Source organism: Herbaspirillum sp. VT-16-41, from assembly GCF_001994935.1.
Lineage (GTDB): Bacteria > Pseudomonadota > Gammaproteobacteria > Burkholderiales > Burkholderiaceae_D > Herbaspirillum > Herbaspirillum frisingense.
Map to the genome: position 1 here is coordinate 1 of NZ_MUXB01000077.1, position 14,975 is coordinate 14,975.

The window sequence follows — 14,975 nt, forward strand, 5'->3', positions numbered from 1 at the left end:
TGGATACTCGGCATCGGCCTGGCGCTGGCCTTCGGCATCATCAATGTCATGTGGCTGGAAGCCAACTACGCCTTCGGACGGCGCAAGGCCGAGGAGACCCACGCGCGCTTCGTTGATGCGCGCAAGCACGCCGAACGAAGGCAAGGACGCTAAATTGGTCTGAGCTGAGGAAATTATTCAGATCAAAGAGGCCCCATTATTTTCTTCAGTTCACCCTGCGGCACTCCCTGTCTGATCTGTATTGCGTCGGACGCATCGCGCCAGATCAGCGCGGGGGTGGCTTGCAAGTCCAGTTGCAGCATCATACGGGCGTTCTCTTCGAGCTGCTGAGAGATATTGGCCGGAACACGATCCAATGGGGCGATGCCTTGCGCATCCGAGTCGAGTTTCCGGCCATCTGGTGCGTGCTTCTGGCGCGCTTCGTAATACGCCGTCTCATGGGCCGTCAGCGCCTTGCCTGGGTTGCCGGAAGCAAGGATGGCGGCTGCCTTCCCGGGACTAGTTTTCGTCAATATCCCGACCAGGATATGGCGAATCTGCACTTTGCCCGCCTTGACCCAGGGCTGGGTCTCCGACCAGAGTTGAGTGCAGTAGGGGCAATTCGGATCGGTGAATACATAGAGCGTGCGGGGGGCTGAGGGGCTTCCTTCAGCCACCCAATGGCTTTTTTCCACCCTCTTCCAGATGCCATCCATCATCGCTGCCCGAACGGCAGCCTGCAAAGGCTTGCTGGTCATGTCCTCGCCTTCAGAGTCCATCAAGGTACCCATGATGACGTTACCGTCGCCGGCAACATAAAAGGCGAGCGGCTGCTGGCCGTGATAGGCGGCCCAACCTTTCATGCCCTTGGGGGCGGGAAGCGTGTCGGTCACGAAGTGCACGCCCTGCTGCTCCAAGGCCTTGAGCGTGGGCGGTGTCTTCGGTGCAGTCTCGGCGTTGACCGAAGATGAATGCAGCATGGCCAGCACACTTAGCGTGGTCAGCGCGTGGCGGGAGCAAATGGATAAGATCATGGTGACTCCTTCTTATCGGCACTGTGGCCGTGTTGAGCAAGACGTTGCAATTGCCGGCGAAGTTGCGCAGCATTAAACTCACCCACCAATCGCAGATCGCGCCGCTCCTTGCCGGAGGCATCAAAAAACAGGAAGGTCGGCGGCCCGATGACGTCATAGGCTTGCATCAATGCCTGCTGGGCAGGGCCAGCGATGGTGACATCGGCTTCGATGCGCTGGATGCCACGCAATGCATCGACTACGCTCGCATCGGTTAATACCTGGTGCTCCAGAGTCTTGCAGGAAGTACACCAATCCGCACTGAAATCAACGATGGTCGCTTCGCCGCGTCCTACCGCAGCAGTCAGTTGCTGCCTCAGGGCGGGCAACGTGCTAACAGCAAGCGTTTGTCCAGCATGGGCCAGCGCGGGAGCGCGCCGGGCCTGAAACATTTTTTGTAGAGGATGAACGGGATCAGGTTGGCCGGCCGCTAGGCCGATTGCGGCAAGCACGCCCCAGCAGCCCAGCACGGCGGCGGCGGCAAGCATCGGTATGCGCAAGCGCGCAGGCAACCCCTGACCGCCGACATAGAGAGCCACGGCCAGGTTGGCTAGCCAAAACACCCACAGCGCCAGGCCAGCTGCTGGCGGCAGGCCACGTTGCGCCATCCACACCGCCATGGCCAATAGACCGAAACCGAAAGCGTTCTTGATCCATTCCATCCACGCTCCAGGCTTGGGCAGAAGCTGCCTGCTCAAGGTGCCGACAATCATCAGCGGTACGCCCATGCCAAGGCCCAGGGATAGCAACAGTAAGCCCCCATTCAGCATCTTGCCGGTCTGTGAGATAAAGAGCAGTACGCCGGCCAGCGGGGCCGTCATGCATGGGCCAACCAGTAGCGCCGACAACACGCCCATGCTTGCTGACCCCGTCAGGGATCCCCCGCGCGGCGAGTGGCGTTCCAGCCGAGTACGCACGGAGGCCGGCAATTGCAGGGTATAAAAGCCGAACATTGCCAGGGCCAACAGAGCAAACACAAGTGCGAAGGCCAGCATCACTTCGGGGCGCTGGAGAGGCGCTTGTAATCCCGTTCCCAGGTAGGCCGCGGCCACTCCCATCGCGGCGTACACCAGTGCCATGGGAAGCACGAAGGCCAGCGACAGCATCAGCGAGCGCGTCCGCGAAGCATTGGCCCCGACCACGATACTGGAGAGAATCGGCACCATCGGCAGTACGCAGGGGCTAAAGGCCATTCCCATGCCCATCAGCAGAAAGAGCGGTAACAGCACCAGCAAGGAAGAACGTTGCAGAAAATCACTGATCTGGATGTCGCTGCCGCCGCTCCAGGCTGCTTGGGCCAGAGATTGCGAATCGAAGGTGTTCGATGCTGCGGTGCCGCCATCAGCGGGAGCAGGGACATGGATCCGCTGGGTGTGGGGCGCATAACATAGGCCGGCGTCAGCACAGCCCTGCCAGGTAAGCTCAATGTCCCCGTTGGCCGAAGCGGTCAAGGTGAGCAGAACTTCGTGCCGATAAATTTGGACCGCACCGAAATTGGGGTCGTCTTTGCGTTCGCCCTCAGGCTTGTCCAGCGCGATACTTTTTCCATCCACGAGGCTGACGGCATCGATACGGTCACGATAGAGATAATAGCCATCGGCGATCTGCCCACGCAGCTGGAGCTTGCCATCACCCCCTTGGTCCAGTCGGAAGCGGAAGGCTTGCTCGGCACCGAGAAAGGGGGTGGCGCCGGTCACGGCGGATGGCTTGAAGTCGAGCGACCAGGAGGTGACGGGCAGCAAAGCCACGAAAACGAACACATGGCAGCCCCAGGACCGCAACAAGCGATGAAATAATGACAACATGGACAGACTTAAGGAGACGAGACAGACGTGACTGTTGGCGCAGGAAGTGCCCGCAGAAATTCCGCCAGGGTGGCTTGTGAAAACTCCCCTTGCGAGCTTGCGATCTTCTGACCACGGGAATCGAAGAGCAAAGTGCTGGGATAGCCCCGCACATCGAAAAAACGCCCCAATGCTAGCTGCGTATCGAGCAGCACGTCTTGCGTGGGCAGATCTTCGCGTTGCAGGAAGGAGCGCACCTGCGCGGGGCTTTCCCCCTGGTTGACGAAGATGAATTGAACATTGCCGTAGCGTTGACGCGCCGCCATCAATATCGGCATCTCACGGACACAGGGACCGCACCAGCTGGCCCAGAAATTGATCAACAACGGTTTGCCTGACCATTGCCGCAGGTCCGGCGTACTGCCGTCGAGTGCGGGCAAGGTCATGGGCGGCAGCCATTGGAGAGCAGGCTGGGAGAGAGTGTGTTGCCTGGACTGGACCTGTAGAAACCACTGGCCGCTGGCGGCGACCAAGGTGACGCTCAACAAACCTGCCCAAAGCGGCAGGCTGCGACGGCGGCGCCAGAACGTCAGCCACAGCATCGCCAGCAATGCAGCCCCCCCTCCGACGATCGGATCCCAGCCGCCGTCGCGCAGATTGAACAAGGACAGCGGCGCCTCCCGATATTCCTGCAGATGGCGCAGCAGGAAACTGCCGCGTGCAATCAACACGGCCAGCAGCAGCAACCAGCCCATCCCGGCATCGCTGGTCTTCAGGCGGCGTGCCACCCCCTGGCTGACCATCAGCCCGATCAGTAGCGCTGCCAGCGCCACAAGCACGTGCACGTTCACGGCCAGCGGCCCTATGGTCAAAACATCATGCATAGGGCAGATCGGCTTGCTTTTTCACTGTTCATGGTGATCACCTTAGCCCACTGGGATTAAGCCAGAATTAATGGGCTGATGGCTGCCAACTGTTTTCCCCTCGGCAGAAGCAAAGCCCCTATCATCATGGTTTGCGTTAACGTTCACAGGAGAATTTCAGTTGCATGTTCTGGTCATTGAAGACGACGAACTGGTCGCCCATGGGATCAAGACCGGGCTCGAACTGCATGGTCTCACCGTTGACCGGGTTTCCTCGGCGGCACAGGCGGATGCCGCCTTGAGCACTTCCAGTTTCGACATCTGCATTCTCGACCTGGGCCTGCCCGATCGCGATGGGCAGGCATTGCTCCATGGCTGGCGCATGCGCGGGATTGGCATGCCGACGCTGATCCTGAGCGCGCGTGACGCTGTGGCGCATCGAGTCGCGGGGCTAGAGGCCGGTGCTGACGACTATCTGGTCAAACCGATTGATCTGAGTGAATTGGTCGCGCGATTGCATGCCATCGTCCGCCGCGGCCAGGGCCGCCCGCACAACATCATCCGCCATGGACGGCTCAAGTGCGATCCCAGCGCATCCAAGGTCTGGCTGGATGACCAAGAGGTCGATCTCTCGCGTCGCGAGCTTACCCTGCTGCTGGCGCTCTTGCGTAATCCCGAGCACATCTTCACCAGCGAACAGTTGCACAGCAGCCTCTACGGTTTTGCCGATCCGGTGGGCAGCAATGCACTCAATGTCCACATCCACCACCTGCGGCGCAAGCTAGGCAGCCAGTCGATTCAGACGATCCGCGGGTTGGGCTACCGCATCGGGGGCATTGAATGAATCCCGTCGGCCATCCCGCCCTGAGCCTGAAATTGCGCCTCATGGCCATCATCGGCCTGTCGCTGTTGCTGCTCTGGAGCGCTGTATCGCTGTGGATGTTGTTGGACGTACGCCAGCATCTGCGCCAGGCACTGGATGACCGGCTGGCATCCTCGGCGCGGATGGTAGCCGGCCTGATGGCGACAATGCCGCGCAACCTTACCAGCCAGGGCAGCGCCATGCCGTTGGACGTGATCGGCCGCGATGGCCTGGTCTGCGAGGTCAGCCTGATGCGTGGCGAAGTGGCCGAGCGCACGCTGGCGCGGACCGCTGGCAGCCCACGCCTGGACCGGTTGCCAATAGGTTATGGGGTCAGCACGTTTGGTGGCAAGCTGTGGCGCACCTATGTGTTGGAGGACAATGGCATGCGCATTGCCACGGCTGACCGAATTGACAGCCGGGAAGGTCTGCTGCGCGAGATTGCGCTGGCCGCCGCCCTGCCCTTTGCGATTGCTTTTGTCGGCATGCTGCTGGCTGTGTGGTTCGGCGTGAATTGGGGGCTGGCGCCCCTGGAGCGACTGCGCAAGCGGCTGGAGCGACGAAATCCCGAGGATGTGAGTGCGCTTCCACAGGAGCAATGCCCAACCGAACTACTGCCATTTGCCAACACGGTGGATCGACTGGTAGTTCAGGTCGGCCAGGCGCTGATGCAGGAAAAACGCTTCACCGATGGCGCCGCCCATGAGCTACGCACGCCGCTCACGGCCATCAAGCTGCATCTGCAGATTGCCCAGATGACTCGGCAGCAATCTGGCCAGCTGGATAAACTTGATGAAGCGCTGGACATGGCCCATCAGGGCGTCGAGCGCATGCAGCATCTGATAGAGCAGTTGCTGGCATTGGCACGGATTGACGGCAGCACGCATACGTATGCCGTAAGCCAGCTCAGCCTGGTGCTGCAGTCAGTGACAAGGAGCTTGCCAGCGGTGAAAAGTACTCGCCTGACTGCCCGCATTGAAGCGCTTGACGCAGGTCGGGAGCCAGCACAGATCGCCATGCCGGAGGTTCTTCTGGGCACGGTGCTGCGCAATGTGATCGACAATGCCCTGGCCTACTCGCCCTCGCACTGCAGGGTGGAACTGGAGTGTGACTTGCGCGACGATGAGGTCGAATTGCGCGTGCTTGATCGCGGATGCGGCCTCAGTGACGATGATCGCCTGCAGGTCGGCCGCCGCTTCTGGCGCGGACCGCAGTCAACCAAGGTACAGGGCAGCGGGCTAGGCCTGGCCATCGTCAACGGTATCCTGCAACGCTACCAGGGTAGCCTTGTGCTGCTTCCCCGTGCTGGTGGAGGTACCTTGGCGACGGTGGTGTTCAAGCGCCACAACCCTGCTCCTCCCGACTAGGCTTGAGAGGCTCACGGCTTACTTGGCCGTACTCATCCATCCCCACTTGGCAAAAATACGGCGGCCTTCATCGGACTTGAGATAAGCCACGAATGCCTGCGCCTGCGGTGACTGCTTGCCGCGCATGGTCAGCACAACGCCGACGTCGCGGTAGATGCGGTAGGGTTCTTCCACCGCAACCTGCTCGGCCAGGGCTGGATTGGAAACCTGCCAGATGTTCCAGATCAGCCAAGCATCAATGTCCGGATTCTTCGTCCACATTTCGCGCGCCAGTGCGCTATTGCCGGCTTCCGGCAATACCAAGTTCTTGCGGAAGGTCTTAACCGTTTCGATCTCGCCAGTACGGCCGGCTACATCCTCCCATAAACCGGTCTGGCCGGCACCCGCCACGGTGAGAACCTTGATGCCCGGGCGCAGCAGGTCCTTGAAGCCGCGAATGCTCTTGGGGTTGCCTGGCCTGACCAGAATGGCGACCGGCCGAAGATACAGCGGCTCGGCCTCATTCAGGTCAAACGCTCCCGGCAGTGCCTTGGCGAAGTCCGACATCATGTTCTCGGCACCACTGAAAACCACTTCAGCATCCTGCTTGGCGGCCTCAACCCATTGACCGGTAGGGCCAGCAGCCACGTCCACCTGGACATGATGGACCGCAGAGAAACTAGCAGCTGCCTCTTTCATCGCCGGTGCCGGCCCGCCAGGACCATAGACCTTGAGCACGGCCCCGTCGGCCGCGCATGCAGCGCTGCTGGCCGCTACCAGCAGCGCTGCCATTGCCAGACTGGCCCGACGCCAAAGACGCGTACGTCCGGGCACCGGTACACGGTGAGCGGACATGAAGGAATTGAATACAGTTAAATCCGTTGTTTTTTTCACGAAAACTCCATGACGATGGTTAGGTGGAGACATTGCTCGACAGAGGTTTGATACTGCTGTCTGCAGAGGGGCACCCCGAGGGATCAATGGGGTATACGTCCCCAAGCGGCCTTTTATTCCATGACCGGTACGTAAGACGACACTTTTTAGCCGGTAGGCTGATCGCCCCGGCTTGGCCAGCTCAAGCGGCTGGCATTAAGCATGACGGAGACACTGCTGGCCAACATCGCCAGCGCCGCAGCAAACGGGGTGACGCCGTGAAAGAACAGAAAAATTACCACGCCGGCGTTATAGATGATAGAAAACAGCAGATTTTGGCGCACCACATTGCGGGTCTGGCGTGCGTAGCGACGAGCCCAAATCAGTTGCGCCAGCCCCCCTTCCGCAATGACCATGCCAGCCGCGCTGACGGCGACCTGGCTGGCCCCGGGCACGGCTATGCCGCAGGCGGCGCGGGCCAGTACCAGCGCATCGTTGACGCCATCCCCCACGAAAACGGTCTGCGTCACGCTGGCGATGGCGGCCGCTTTGTCCTCCGGTGAACAAACACTGAGTACTCGAGCAAAAGGATGATTCAGGGCCGCATCGAGCTCGTGCGCTGCCTGGGCGCTGTCGCCCGTGATCAGCCACAAGGACAATCCTTGTTTCTTTCCCTGCGCCGACAACGACGCCAGTACCGTACCCGTATCGGTTCGCAACACGTCCTTGAAAGAGATGCCGCCTTGCCAGCGGCCGCCCTGCGCCACGTGAACGCTACCCGAGCGCTCAGGCAGGGGCGGCAGTCCGGTCACGCGTTCCTGTTCAAGCCACGTGCGCGCTCCCACCAGACGCCACTGCCCATCGGGAAGCTGCATACACACTCCCCAGGCCAGTCGCTGCACCGGTGCTGCTGCGGTAGGCAATGCCCAATGGTAGATGGCGGCATGACGGCGCAGAGCTTCTGCCACCGGATGGATGACCCCGGATTCCGCCTCCCAGGCCCAGCGTAGGACCTGCTCTTGCGTCTGACCTTCGGCCACGCTCACATGATCAATCTCCAGAGCGCCATTGGTAAGCGTACCGGTTTTGTCGAAGGCGATCACATGCGCCGACGCCAGCCCCTCGATGCTGGCCGGATCACGCCAGAGGATGCCATTGGCCGCCGCGCGCCGTGCTGCGATTGCGTAGGCCAGCGGTACGGATACCCCGACGGCGCAGGGACAGGCCGACACCAGCATGCTCAGGCCTGCCACGACCGCGGGCAAGAGCTGCTCGCCCACCCACCATCGATGCGCAACGGACAGGATGGCCAGGGAGCAGATCAGGGGCAAGATCCAGCGCACGAAGCGCTCGGCGGACTGCGATAGCTGGCTGCGCTGGCCGAACAGCTCCAGCATACGCAAGCCTAACTGATCAATACGGCGCGCGCCTTGAAGCGCCTCCACTCTGACCAGCAAGGGGGATAGCAGATTGATGAAGCCGGCTTGCACTATCGCGCCCGGCGCCACCTGCACCGGCATCGTTTCGCCTGACATCAAGGCCCCATCGAGCAACGAGGTTCCTTCCAGCACCATGCCATCGACGGCGATACGCTCACCGGCGCGTACTCTGACCTTCTGGCCGACCTGCAGCTGCGACAGCGGGACGATTTCTTCTTCATTGGCAGCATTGACACGGCTGGCCGATTCCGGTGCAAGTTGTGCCAAGGCCTGCAGGGCCGCACCGCTGGCTTGCCTGGCGTGCAGTTCAAGCAAGCGCCCCGCCAGCAGGAAGCTGATGAGCATCGTTGACGCATCTACATAGATGGTGCTGTCTCCTCTGAGCAGATTGAGTAGCGACACCAGCAATGCGCCAAGCGCACCCATTGAAATGAGCGTATCCATGCCGGCCAGCCCAGTGCGCAGCGCCCGGATACTCATGCGCATGAAATCATGGCCGCAGTAAAAAATCACCGGCAAAGCGGCCAGCAGTGCCAGCCAGGCAATGACCAGCCCATCTGGTGTCAGGGCCAGGCTGGAATCCAGGTACAACACCCAGCAACCCAGCATGCTCCACATACCAAAAAAGACCGAGACCACAAGACGAAACTGAATGCACCGGGACTGCTTGTGCAAGGCGTGGGTGGAAGTATCTTGATCCTGCGGCGGCATCAGCGGATAGCCCAGTTTGGCGGCGCGCTGCAACAGTGCCGCAAAATCGATACTCTCCGGATTCCAGGTCAGCACTGCTGCGCCGCAAATGAAGTTGACCTGTGCCTCGCGTACGCCCTTGACCCGCGCCAAGGCCCGCTGCAAGGCCATGGCGCAGTTGGCGCACCACATTCCTTGTACCGAAAACACCATGCGGCCAGCGCTGCGCACCGGTTCCAGGTCGGCCGCATCCATGAACTTAGCCGCCGCTGGCACTGGTGCCTACACCGATAAGCCTGCCCTCCAGCATCTTGCCGTAATAGCTTTGCTCGCCGGCGTGATCTTTCTCGGCGGCTTGGGCCACTGTACCGGTCTGACGCGGATCCTTGGGACGTTCACGGCTGTTGATGTAGGCCGCGACGTCCCACGCATCCTGATCGCTCAGAGAATTGGGCTTGCCCAGCGGCATGTTGGCCTTGATGAAACCGGCCGCCGTGTCGATGCGTGCCATCCCTGCGCCCCAATTGTAGGATTGCGCACCCCACAGCGGCGGGAACCGAACGGTGCCGTCCGACTCCATCCGGCCTTGCCCTTGGGAACCGTGGCACAAGGCACAGTTCTGCTCGTAGACAGTAGCGCCGCGCTTGGGATCGTAGGCCAAGGCTGGTTTGGGAACTTTGGGATAAAGTGCGCCCGGCAGCTTTTCACCGGCCGGTGCGCCATTTGCCATCCAGGCCATATAGGTCATCAAGTCACGATAAACATCGCTCCCGGCTGCCGGGGGGCCGCCGCTGGGAGAGCCTTGAGCATTCATGGAATAAGTGAAGCAGCCCATGATGCGGTCTTCCAGCGTGCTGATGGCACCTGTCTTGGCACGGAATGCCGGATAGGCCCCGTAAGCCCCCCACATCGGCGCCGAATTGTGACGGCGCCCGGCATCGAGGTGACAGTTGGCGCAGGCCAGGGCGTTGCCCACATGGTCTTTCACACGCAGACCGGTTTCAGTGAAGATAGCACGGCCGCGTCGTACCGCGTCGCCGTACGCATTCTTGGGAATGGATGCCTCACTGGGCGGAATATAGAATCCCTGGGCATCAACTGGCGTGCGCGGCTGGTCCGAGCGAGGATCGTTTTGCAGCTTCTTGCGATCCTCTTCCATCTGGGCGCGCGAATAAATCGGGGCAGCCTGAGTCCCTGGCGTTTTGCCTCCCAGAACTGAGTAAAGACGCTCCACGACACCAGTGTGCAACAGTGCGTAACCGACGGCAAACATGCAGCCGCCCAGTAACACGGCCAGAGCGGCGCGCTTGCGGCTGGACATGCGCGAGGTCATGCTGGGTTCGGTATTTTCCATGATTTTTCTCCGTGCCGGCTCATTTCAAGGTGGCCAGATATTGGGCCACGGCCCACATGTCGTCGTTGCTCATGCGTTTGGCGATGTCATCCATGAGCGCCTGTGCCGAGTTGTGCCGTGCACCGCCCTTCCACGCCGTCAACTGGCTCAGCAAATATTCAGGCTGCTGACCGGCCAGGCGGGGGAAGTCGTCGCCGACACCCTCGGCCTGCTTGCCATGACAAGTGAAGCACGCTGGAATATTACGGTCCCAATCACCTTGTTCATGCAGATGTTTGCCGCGCATGAGCAACTGGCTCTGCGGATCGAGGTCGGCGTCGGCAGACGGTGCCAGCGGCGCAAGACCTGAGTAATAACGGGCTGCCTCAGCCAGTTCTTCAGCGCTGAGTTGTGTGACGACGTAGCGCATCGATTCGTTGAGCCTTGTTCCCTTGGCGAAATCATGCAATTGCTTGCTCATGTATCGTAGCGACAATCCCGCCAGGCGCGGCGTCTGACCGCTGCCCTGCCCTTGGCCGCCATGACACGAGGCACAGCTCCAAACCGTCGTACTGCCCAGGCGCACTACGGCAGGGGCGGTCGAATCGACCTGCTCGAATGAAGCCCGGGCTTGCTGTGACGTGGCCACTGGCTGAGCAGCGGGGGATGGGACAAAACCTCGCCAATAGGTCATGCCGCCCCAAGTCGCCAAGGCGATGAGGGTCGCCAATACGAAAATGGGAATGGGACGCGCGCGTTCCCATGGCTCGAAACTCTCGTCCACCTGATGCCGCCGTTGTTGGACCGACTTATCCTGACTTGACATGGCCCCCGCCTCAATTGGCAGCGCCTGTAGCGCTGGTTGCTGTGCCGGATGACTCCGCACCGTTATAACCCTGATCCCGCAGGCGTTCCTCGCTCAGATCAGCCGGATAGCTTCGGTTAAGGCTTTGAAGGTAAGCCACCAGATCCAGCGCCTCCTTCCGTGCCACCACTACCTGACCATCTTTAGGCTGCCATGCCGCTGGTAACTTGACCACGACGTCGCCCGGTGCAGCCTTGCCCTTTATCTCGAACAGGTAGGGATACGACGGCATGATGCTCCAGTCGAAAATGGCGCGGGGCTGATAAAGATGCGTCAGATGCCAGTCCCGTGAAGGCAACCGTACACCCACATTGAGCAAGTCCGGGCCGGTACGCATGGTGCCCAGCAGATGCGGTGCATCATAGGCGTAGTCCCCCGGGGTCGAAGCACGGCCCCAGCCGCGCGCCAGATCGGCCAGCGTCTGTCCGGCCGAACGTGGCTGCTGGCTGTGGCAGTATACGCAGCCGTTGGCCACGTATTGCTCGCGCCCGGCAAGTTGTTGCGCGTCATAAGGTTTGAGCTGCGGCGGCGCCGATATCGAGCGCACCTGCCATCCCGGCAACAGCACCAGCAGCACCGTGGCGAACACCAAGATAAGCAGCGCGCCGAGCATCAAAGGCGTGATACGGTTCATTCGGCAGCTCCTCTGATCGATCCCTTGCTCATGAGCAGGGCGAAGAAATGTACCCCGAACAGAATATGGCCCAAGGTCATGATGCTGCCACCGAGCGAACGCGCTTGGAGATAGGGCATGAGGTCTTGAGTGATACGGGCGAAACTGGCCTCTGGATCGAGCAAGGCGATTCCCTGGAAGAAACCTCCCGCACTCAATGCCACGAAATAAATGCCAAAGCCTAGCAAGGTAAGCCAGTAATGCAGCCCAATCATGCGTGGCCACGGCCATGGCTTGCCGGTCAGGTGGGGCATCATGTAGTAGAACGCGCCGAACATCACCAATGAAACAAATCCATAGGCGCCCAAATGTGCATGGCCGACGGTGTAATGAGTGAAGTGGGTAATCGAATTGACCGCCCGTATCGCCTCCAGCGAGCCCTGGAAGGACGCTGCTGTATACATCAGAGAACCGGTCCAGACGAAGCGCAGCGCCATGGATTGCCTAAAGGCCCAGAAATTCTGTATCACCGTAGTATGCTGGTTCACTGCCACGGCAATCACCGGGATGAACATCATCACGCTGTGGACCACCGACAGGGTGACAACCCAGGTCGGCACCGGTCCGCCGATCAGGTGATGGATGCCGACTTGGCTGTAGAACAGCGCCAGGCCCCAGAATCCCAGGAGGGAGACGCTATATGAATAAACGGGCTTGCCGATGATCTTCGGGATCAGATAGTAGGCCGTTCCGACGCCCAATGGAGTCAGCCACAAGCCGAGCACATTGTGCGCGAACCACCAGTTCATCGTGGCTTGCTGCACTCCCATGTGAACGCCGGGGAGATTGGCGATGATGAACAAGACCGGGAACCAGACCAGAGCGGCCAGGAAGTACCATCCCGTCACATAGATATGCTGTACCTGGCGATGCCAGGCCGTCTCGACGACCGGCCAGGCCAACAGAAAGCCGCCAATGGCCAGCACGATATCGATCTGCCAGGGAATCTCCAGCCACTCCAGACCATCATTCCAGCCAGCGCCGATGGCAGTGACACCCGCGATCACGCCCAGGACCCAGAGACAGGCGCCAGCATAGGCCATTGCAGGACGCCGCAACGGCGTGTGAAAAATACGTGGAATCAGCCACAAGGCCACGCCGACGCCTGCCACCGATAGCCACCCGTATGCGACCAGATTCAGGTGGATGGTGCGAGCGCGGCCGAAAGTGGTCAACGCGCTGCTGGCGAGCCAATCTGGCATGTGCATTTTCAGCGAGGCCAGCACACCGAACAAGGAGCCCGTGACGAGGAACACCATGGACATGCTGGCAGCCAGCAATACCACCCGGCGGCCGGGAGCATCAATGCCAGCGCGCTGTGCATCGAACCGATGTGCAGCGTCCCCGGATGAAGCGTCAATGGAAGGCGCGTCAAACTGACCGGCTTCGTTCTGCAAAAAAATCGAGGCTGCGTCAGCCCGGCTTACGTCCAATTGGTGATTGGCGATGGCCCAGATCAGTGTCCCGAGCGCCGCCAGTGACACCAGGAAACTGAGCAACAGTAAAAGACCAATGGTGGTAGTCATGCGGACATTCCTGATGATGCTCTCAGCGTCCCTAGCAGACGGCACCACCCGTAATGATGAACCTGATACATGACCATCGTCCCCTTTTTTATAGCTGTAAAGTGCAGGGAGATTAGTACCGCAGGATTAAATGAACGTTAACGCAGGTCATCGAATCGAGATGCAGAGCGATGATCTTGAGTGTCAAGCCTCCTGACAAGGAACAATGATCTTGGAGGCAGTTACCCCAGCGACACCGGCATTCAGATCCGGAACGCGCTGACAAGCTGGGCCAGATTTTTTCATGGTCACGCAAGTGCATAACTTCGCGGTACAACTGGAATTGGCCGATATCGCACCGGCTGGCCGTCATGAACCCGGCGGAAGCGTTCGTCAGCCACGGCGCAAGCGGAAGATCACGCCTTAGGGGCTTAGGGGCCGTTAGGGGCTGTTGATCCGCCGCATGGCGGTCTTTGAAACGGCTAACGATGCAACCGGCTCGACGCCGCCTGTCACCGCTCCAAGCCGGTATCTTCTGGTCCCGGAGACGGCGCCTGCTGACCACCCTCTTCTTCATGATTTTTCTGCTGGTGCCATGCGAGCGTCAGCGCTTCGTGGGTTTCCAGCCTGGCGCGGGCGGCCGCCAGTTCTATTTCCGTCTCCTGTAATTGCTTGCGGGCGCCGGCCAGGGCTTCCTCGGTCTGGGCCCGGCTGGCCTGCAGGCTTGCCAGTGCTGCATTCCTGTCGGCCAGTTGCGCCTCCAGCACAAGCTTGCCGGCCGCCACCTGCTGCAGCGATTCCAGCTGCTGCTCGCGCCGATCCGCCAGTGCCTGTTGCTCCACCAGGGCTTGTCGCGCATGCGAGAGGTCGGCCACCAGGCGCACCCCTTCCTGGTTGACGGGAGTGATTTCCGTCTGCTTGACGATGAGCTCCTGGCGCAGTTGACGCAGTTCGGCCTGCACCGTCTGGAGTTGCTGCTCATGCTGCCGCTGATCCTGCTCGCGCTGTTCCCTGGCGGCACTGCGGTAATGGTCCAGGGCAGCGCGGGCGTGCTGGTGCTTGTCTTCGAGGGAGAGGCGATGCTGTTCGTTTTCCTCCAGGCGTTCCTGCAAGGCGGTGGTCCGCACCTCCAGTGCGCGCAGGGCGACGGCTTGTTGCTGGCATTCCTCCCGGCTGCTTTCGTGGGCGGCACGGGCAGCGATCAGGGCTTTTCCGGCCAGGTCCAGCCGGGTCGACAACTCCGCATTGGCCGCGTTGGCCTCGGCCAGGGCCTGCTCCATCCGGGCCGTGACTGCCCTCACCTCTTCCCTGGCGGCGCTCACGCGCTCATCGGCCTCGGCCTGCAGCTGGGACGCCAGGCGCTCCACCATCTCCTGCAGGGCCGCGCTGATGCTGCGAGGCTGCTGTCCGATGCCCTCCTCTTCTTCCAATTCCTTCAGATATTTGTGGATGGTGGTCTTGGACCCGGTATTGCCCAACTCCACGCGTACCGCATCCACGGAGGGGTGCCGGCCCAGCGCCAGCAGGCTGTCGCGAGCTTTCTTCACTTCCGATTTGTACAAGCCGGTCCGGGCCATGATCGCATCCCGTTATTTGATAATGTATTACATAATACGTAATTACGTAATACAAATGAAGAGTTTTCGCCAAATATAATCTCAGTATTGAGATTGGATATTGGCTCATTATC

At 60.6% G+C, this 14,975-nt stretch carries 13 protein-coding genes; 3 read left to right on the plus strand and 10 right to left on the minus strand.

The genetic code is table 11. The features are described 5' to 3' along the window. Window positions 1–3 precede the first annotated feature (3 nt). Window positions 4–153 carry a cytochrome bd oxidase small subunit, CydX/CbdX family gene (locus tag BTM36_RS04820; RefSeq protein WP_077235422.1) on the plus strand — a complete coding sequence of 50 codons (150 nt, stop codon included), beginning with the start codon at window positions 4–6 and terminating at the stop codon, window positions 151–153. A 29-nt stretch (window positions 154–182) separates the two neighbouring features. Here BTM36_RS04820 and dsbG read toward each other — a convergent pair whose 3' ends face one another. The 3 genes from dsbG to BTM36_RS04835 are packed head-to-tail and all read right to left on the minus strand — an operon-like array spanning window position 183 to window position 3,720. Continuing rightward, complete coding sequence (gene dsbG, locus BTM36_RS04825; RefSeq protein WP_077235403.1) at window positions 183–1,013, minus strand: thiol:disulfide interchange protein DsbG; 831 nt, start codon at window positions 1,011–1,013, stop codon at window positions 183–185. After that, window positions 1,010–2,857: a protein-disulfide reductase DsbD gene (gene dsbD, locus BTM36_RS04830; RefSeq protein WP_077235404.1), complete on the minus strand. Its 1,848-nt coding sequence runs from the start codon at window positions 2,855–2,857 to the stop codon at window positions 1,010–1,012. The genes dsbG and dsbD overlap by 4 nt, the downstream gene beginning before the upstream one ends. Before the next feature lie 8 nt (window positions 2,858–2,865). After that, on the minus strand, window positions 2,866–3,720 hold the full coding sequence (locus BTM36_RS04835; RefSeq protein ID WP_077235405.1) for a TlpA disulfide reductase family protein: 855 nt from the start codon (window positions 3,718–3,720) through the stop codon (window positions 2,866–2,868). A gap of 160 nt (window positions 3,721–3,880) precedes the next feature. Here BTM36_RS04835 and BTM36_RS04840 point away from each other — a divergent pair, with 160 nt between their 5' ends. Continuing rightward, entirely contained in the window at window positions 3,881–4,543 is a 663-nt protein-coding gene (locus BTM36_RS04840) for a response regulator (protein WP_077235406.1), read from the plus strand. Continuing rightward, complete coding sequence (locus BTM36_RS04845) at window positions 4,540–5,928, plus strand: ATP-binding protein (protein WP_077235407.1); 1,389 nt, start codon at window positions 4,540–4,542, stop codon at window positions 5,926–5,928. Before BTM36_RS04840 ends, BTM36_RS04845 begins: the two co-directional genes overlap by 4 nt. A gap of 18 nt (window positions 5,929–5,946) precedes the next feature. On the opposite strand, the gene BTM36_RS04850 is transcribed toward BTM36_RS04845, so the two are convergent. The 7 genes from BTM36_RS04850 to BTM36_RS04880 all read right to left on the minus strand — a co-directional run bounded on the left by BTM36_RS04850 (window position 5,947) and on the right by BTM36_RS04880 (window position 14,832). Beyond that, window positions 5,947–6,699 carry a substrate-binding domain-containing protein gene (locus BTM36_RS04850; protein ID WP_254426928.1) on the minus strand — a complete coding sequence of 251 codons (753 nt, stop codon included), beginning with the start codon at window positions 6,697–6,699 and terminating at the stop codon, window positions 5,947–5,949. Window positions 6,700–6,947: 248 nt separating this feature from the next. Beyond that, window positions 6,948–9,164 (minus strand): cation-translocating P-type ATPase, encoded by a 2,217-nt coding sequence (locus BTM36_RS04855; protein ID WP_077235409.1) that lies wholly within the window; start codon window positions 9,162–9,164, stop codon window positions 6,948–6,950. 4 nt (window positions 9,165–9,168) lie between these two features. After that, a complete protein-coding gene (locus BTM36_RS04860; RefSeq protein ID WP_077235410.1) occupies window positions 9,169–10,263 on the minus strand; it encodes a c-type cytochrome in 1,095 nt (364 codons plus the stop codon). Window positions 10,264–10,282: 19 nt separating this feature from the next. After that, window positions 10,283–11,068 (minus strand): c-type cytochrome, encoded by a 786-nt coding sequence (locus BTM36_RS04865; RefSeq protein WP_077235411.1) that lies wholly within the window; start codon window positions 11,066–11,068, stop codon window positions 10,283–10,285. A 10-nt stretch (window positions 11,069–11,078) separates the two neighbouring features. After that, window positions 11,079–11,741, minus strand: coding sequence for a cbb3-type cytochrome c oxidase subunit II (locus BTM36_RS04870; protein WP_077235412.1), 663 nt, complete (start codon window positions 11,739–11,741; stop codon window positions 11,079–11,081). Then, a complete protein-coding gene (locus BTM36_RS04875) occupies window positions 11,738–13,306 on the minus strand; it encodes a cbb3-type cytochrome c oxidase subunit I (RefSeq protein WP_077235413.1) in 1,569 nt (522 codons plus the stop codon). Before BTM36_RS04875 ends, BTM36_RS04870 begins: the two co-directional genes overlap by 4 nt. A 491-nt stretch (window positions 13,307–13,797) precedes the next feature. Further along, window positions 13,798–14,832, minus strand: a complete 1,035-nt coding sequence (locus BTM36_RS04880) for a DNA-binding protein (protein WP_254426925.1) — start codon at window positions 14,830–14,832, stop codon at window positions 13,798–13,800. Window positions 14,833–14,975 lie beyond the last annotated feature (143 nt).

Excerpts from the sequence above, each read along its gene's own strand:
- BTM36_RS04850 (WP_254426928.1), bottom strand. The coding sequence starts at position 6,699 with ATGGCAGCGCTGCTGGTAGCGGCCAGCAGCGCTGCATGCGCGGCCGAC.
- BTM36_RS04835 (WP_077235405.1), bottom strand. The coding sequence starts at position 3,720 with ATGCATGATGTTTTGACCATAGGGCCGCTGGCCGTGAACGTGCACGTG.
- BTM36_RS04855 (WP_077235409.1), bottom strand. The coding sequence starts at position 9,164 with ATGGATGCGGCCGACCTGGAACCGGTGCGCAGCGCTGGCCGCATGGTG.
- BTM36_RS04870 (WP_077235412.1), bottom strand. The coding sequence starts at position 11,741 with ATGAACCGTATCACGCCTTTGATGCTCGGCGCGCTGCTTATCTTGGTG.
- BTM36_RS04875 (WP_077235413.1), bottom strand. The coding sequence starts at position 13,306 with ATGACTACCACCATTGGTCTTTTACTGTTGCTCAGTTTCCTGGTGTCA.
- dsbD (WP_077235404.1), bottom strand. The coding sequence starts at position 2,857 with ATGTTGTCATTATTTCATCGCTTGTTGCGGTCCTGGGGCTGCCATGTG.
- BTM36_RS04860 (WP_077235410.1), bottom strand. The coding sequence starts at position 10,263 with ATGGAAAATACCGAACCCAGCATGACCTCGCGCATGTCCAGCCGCAAG.
- BTM36_RS04845 (WP_077235407.1), top strand. The coding sequence starts at position 4,540 with ATGAATCCCGTCGGCCATCCCGCCCTGAGCCTGAAATTGCGCCTCATG.
- dsbG (WP_077235403.1), bottom strand. The coding sequence starts at position 1,013 with ATGATCTTATCCATTTGCTCCCGCCACGCGCTGACCACGCTAAGTGTG.
- BTM36_RS04865 (WP_077235411.1), bottom strand. The coding sequence starts at position 11,068 with ATGTCAAGTCAGGATAAGTCGGTCCAACAACGGCGGCATCAGGTGGAC.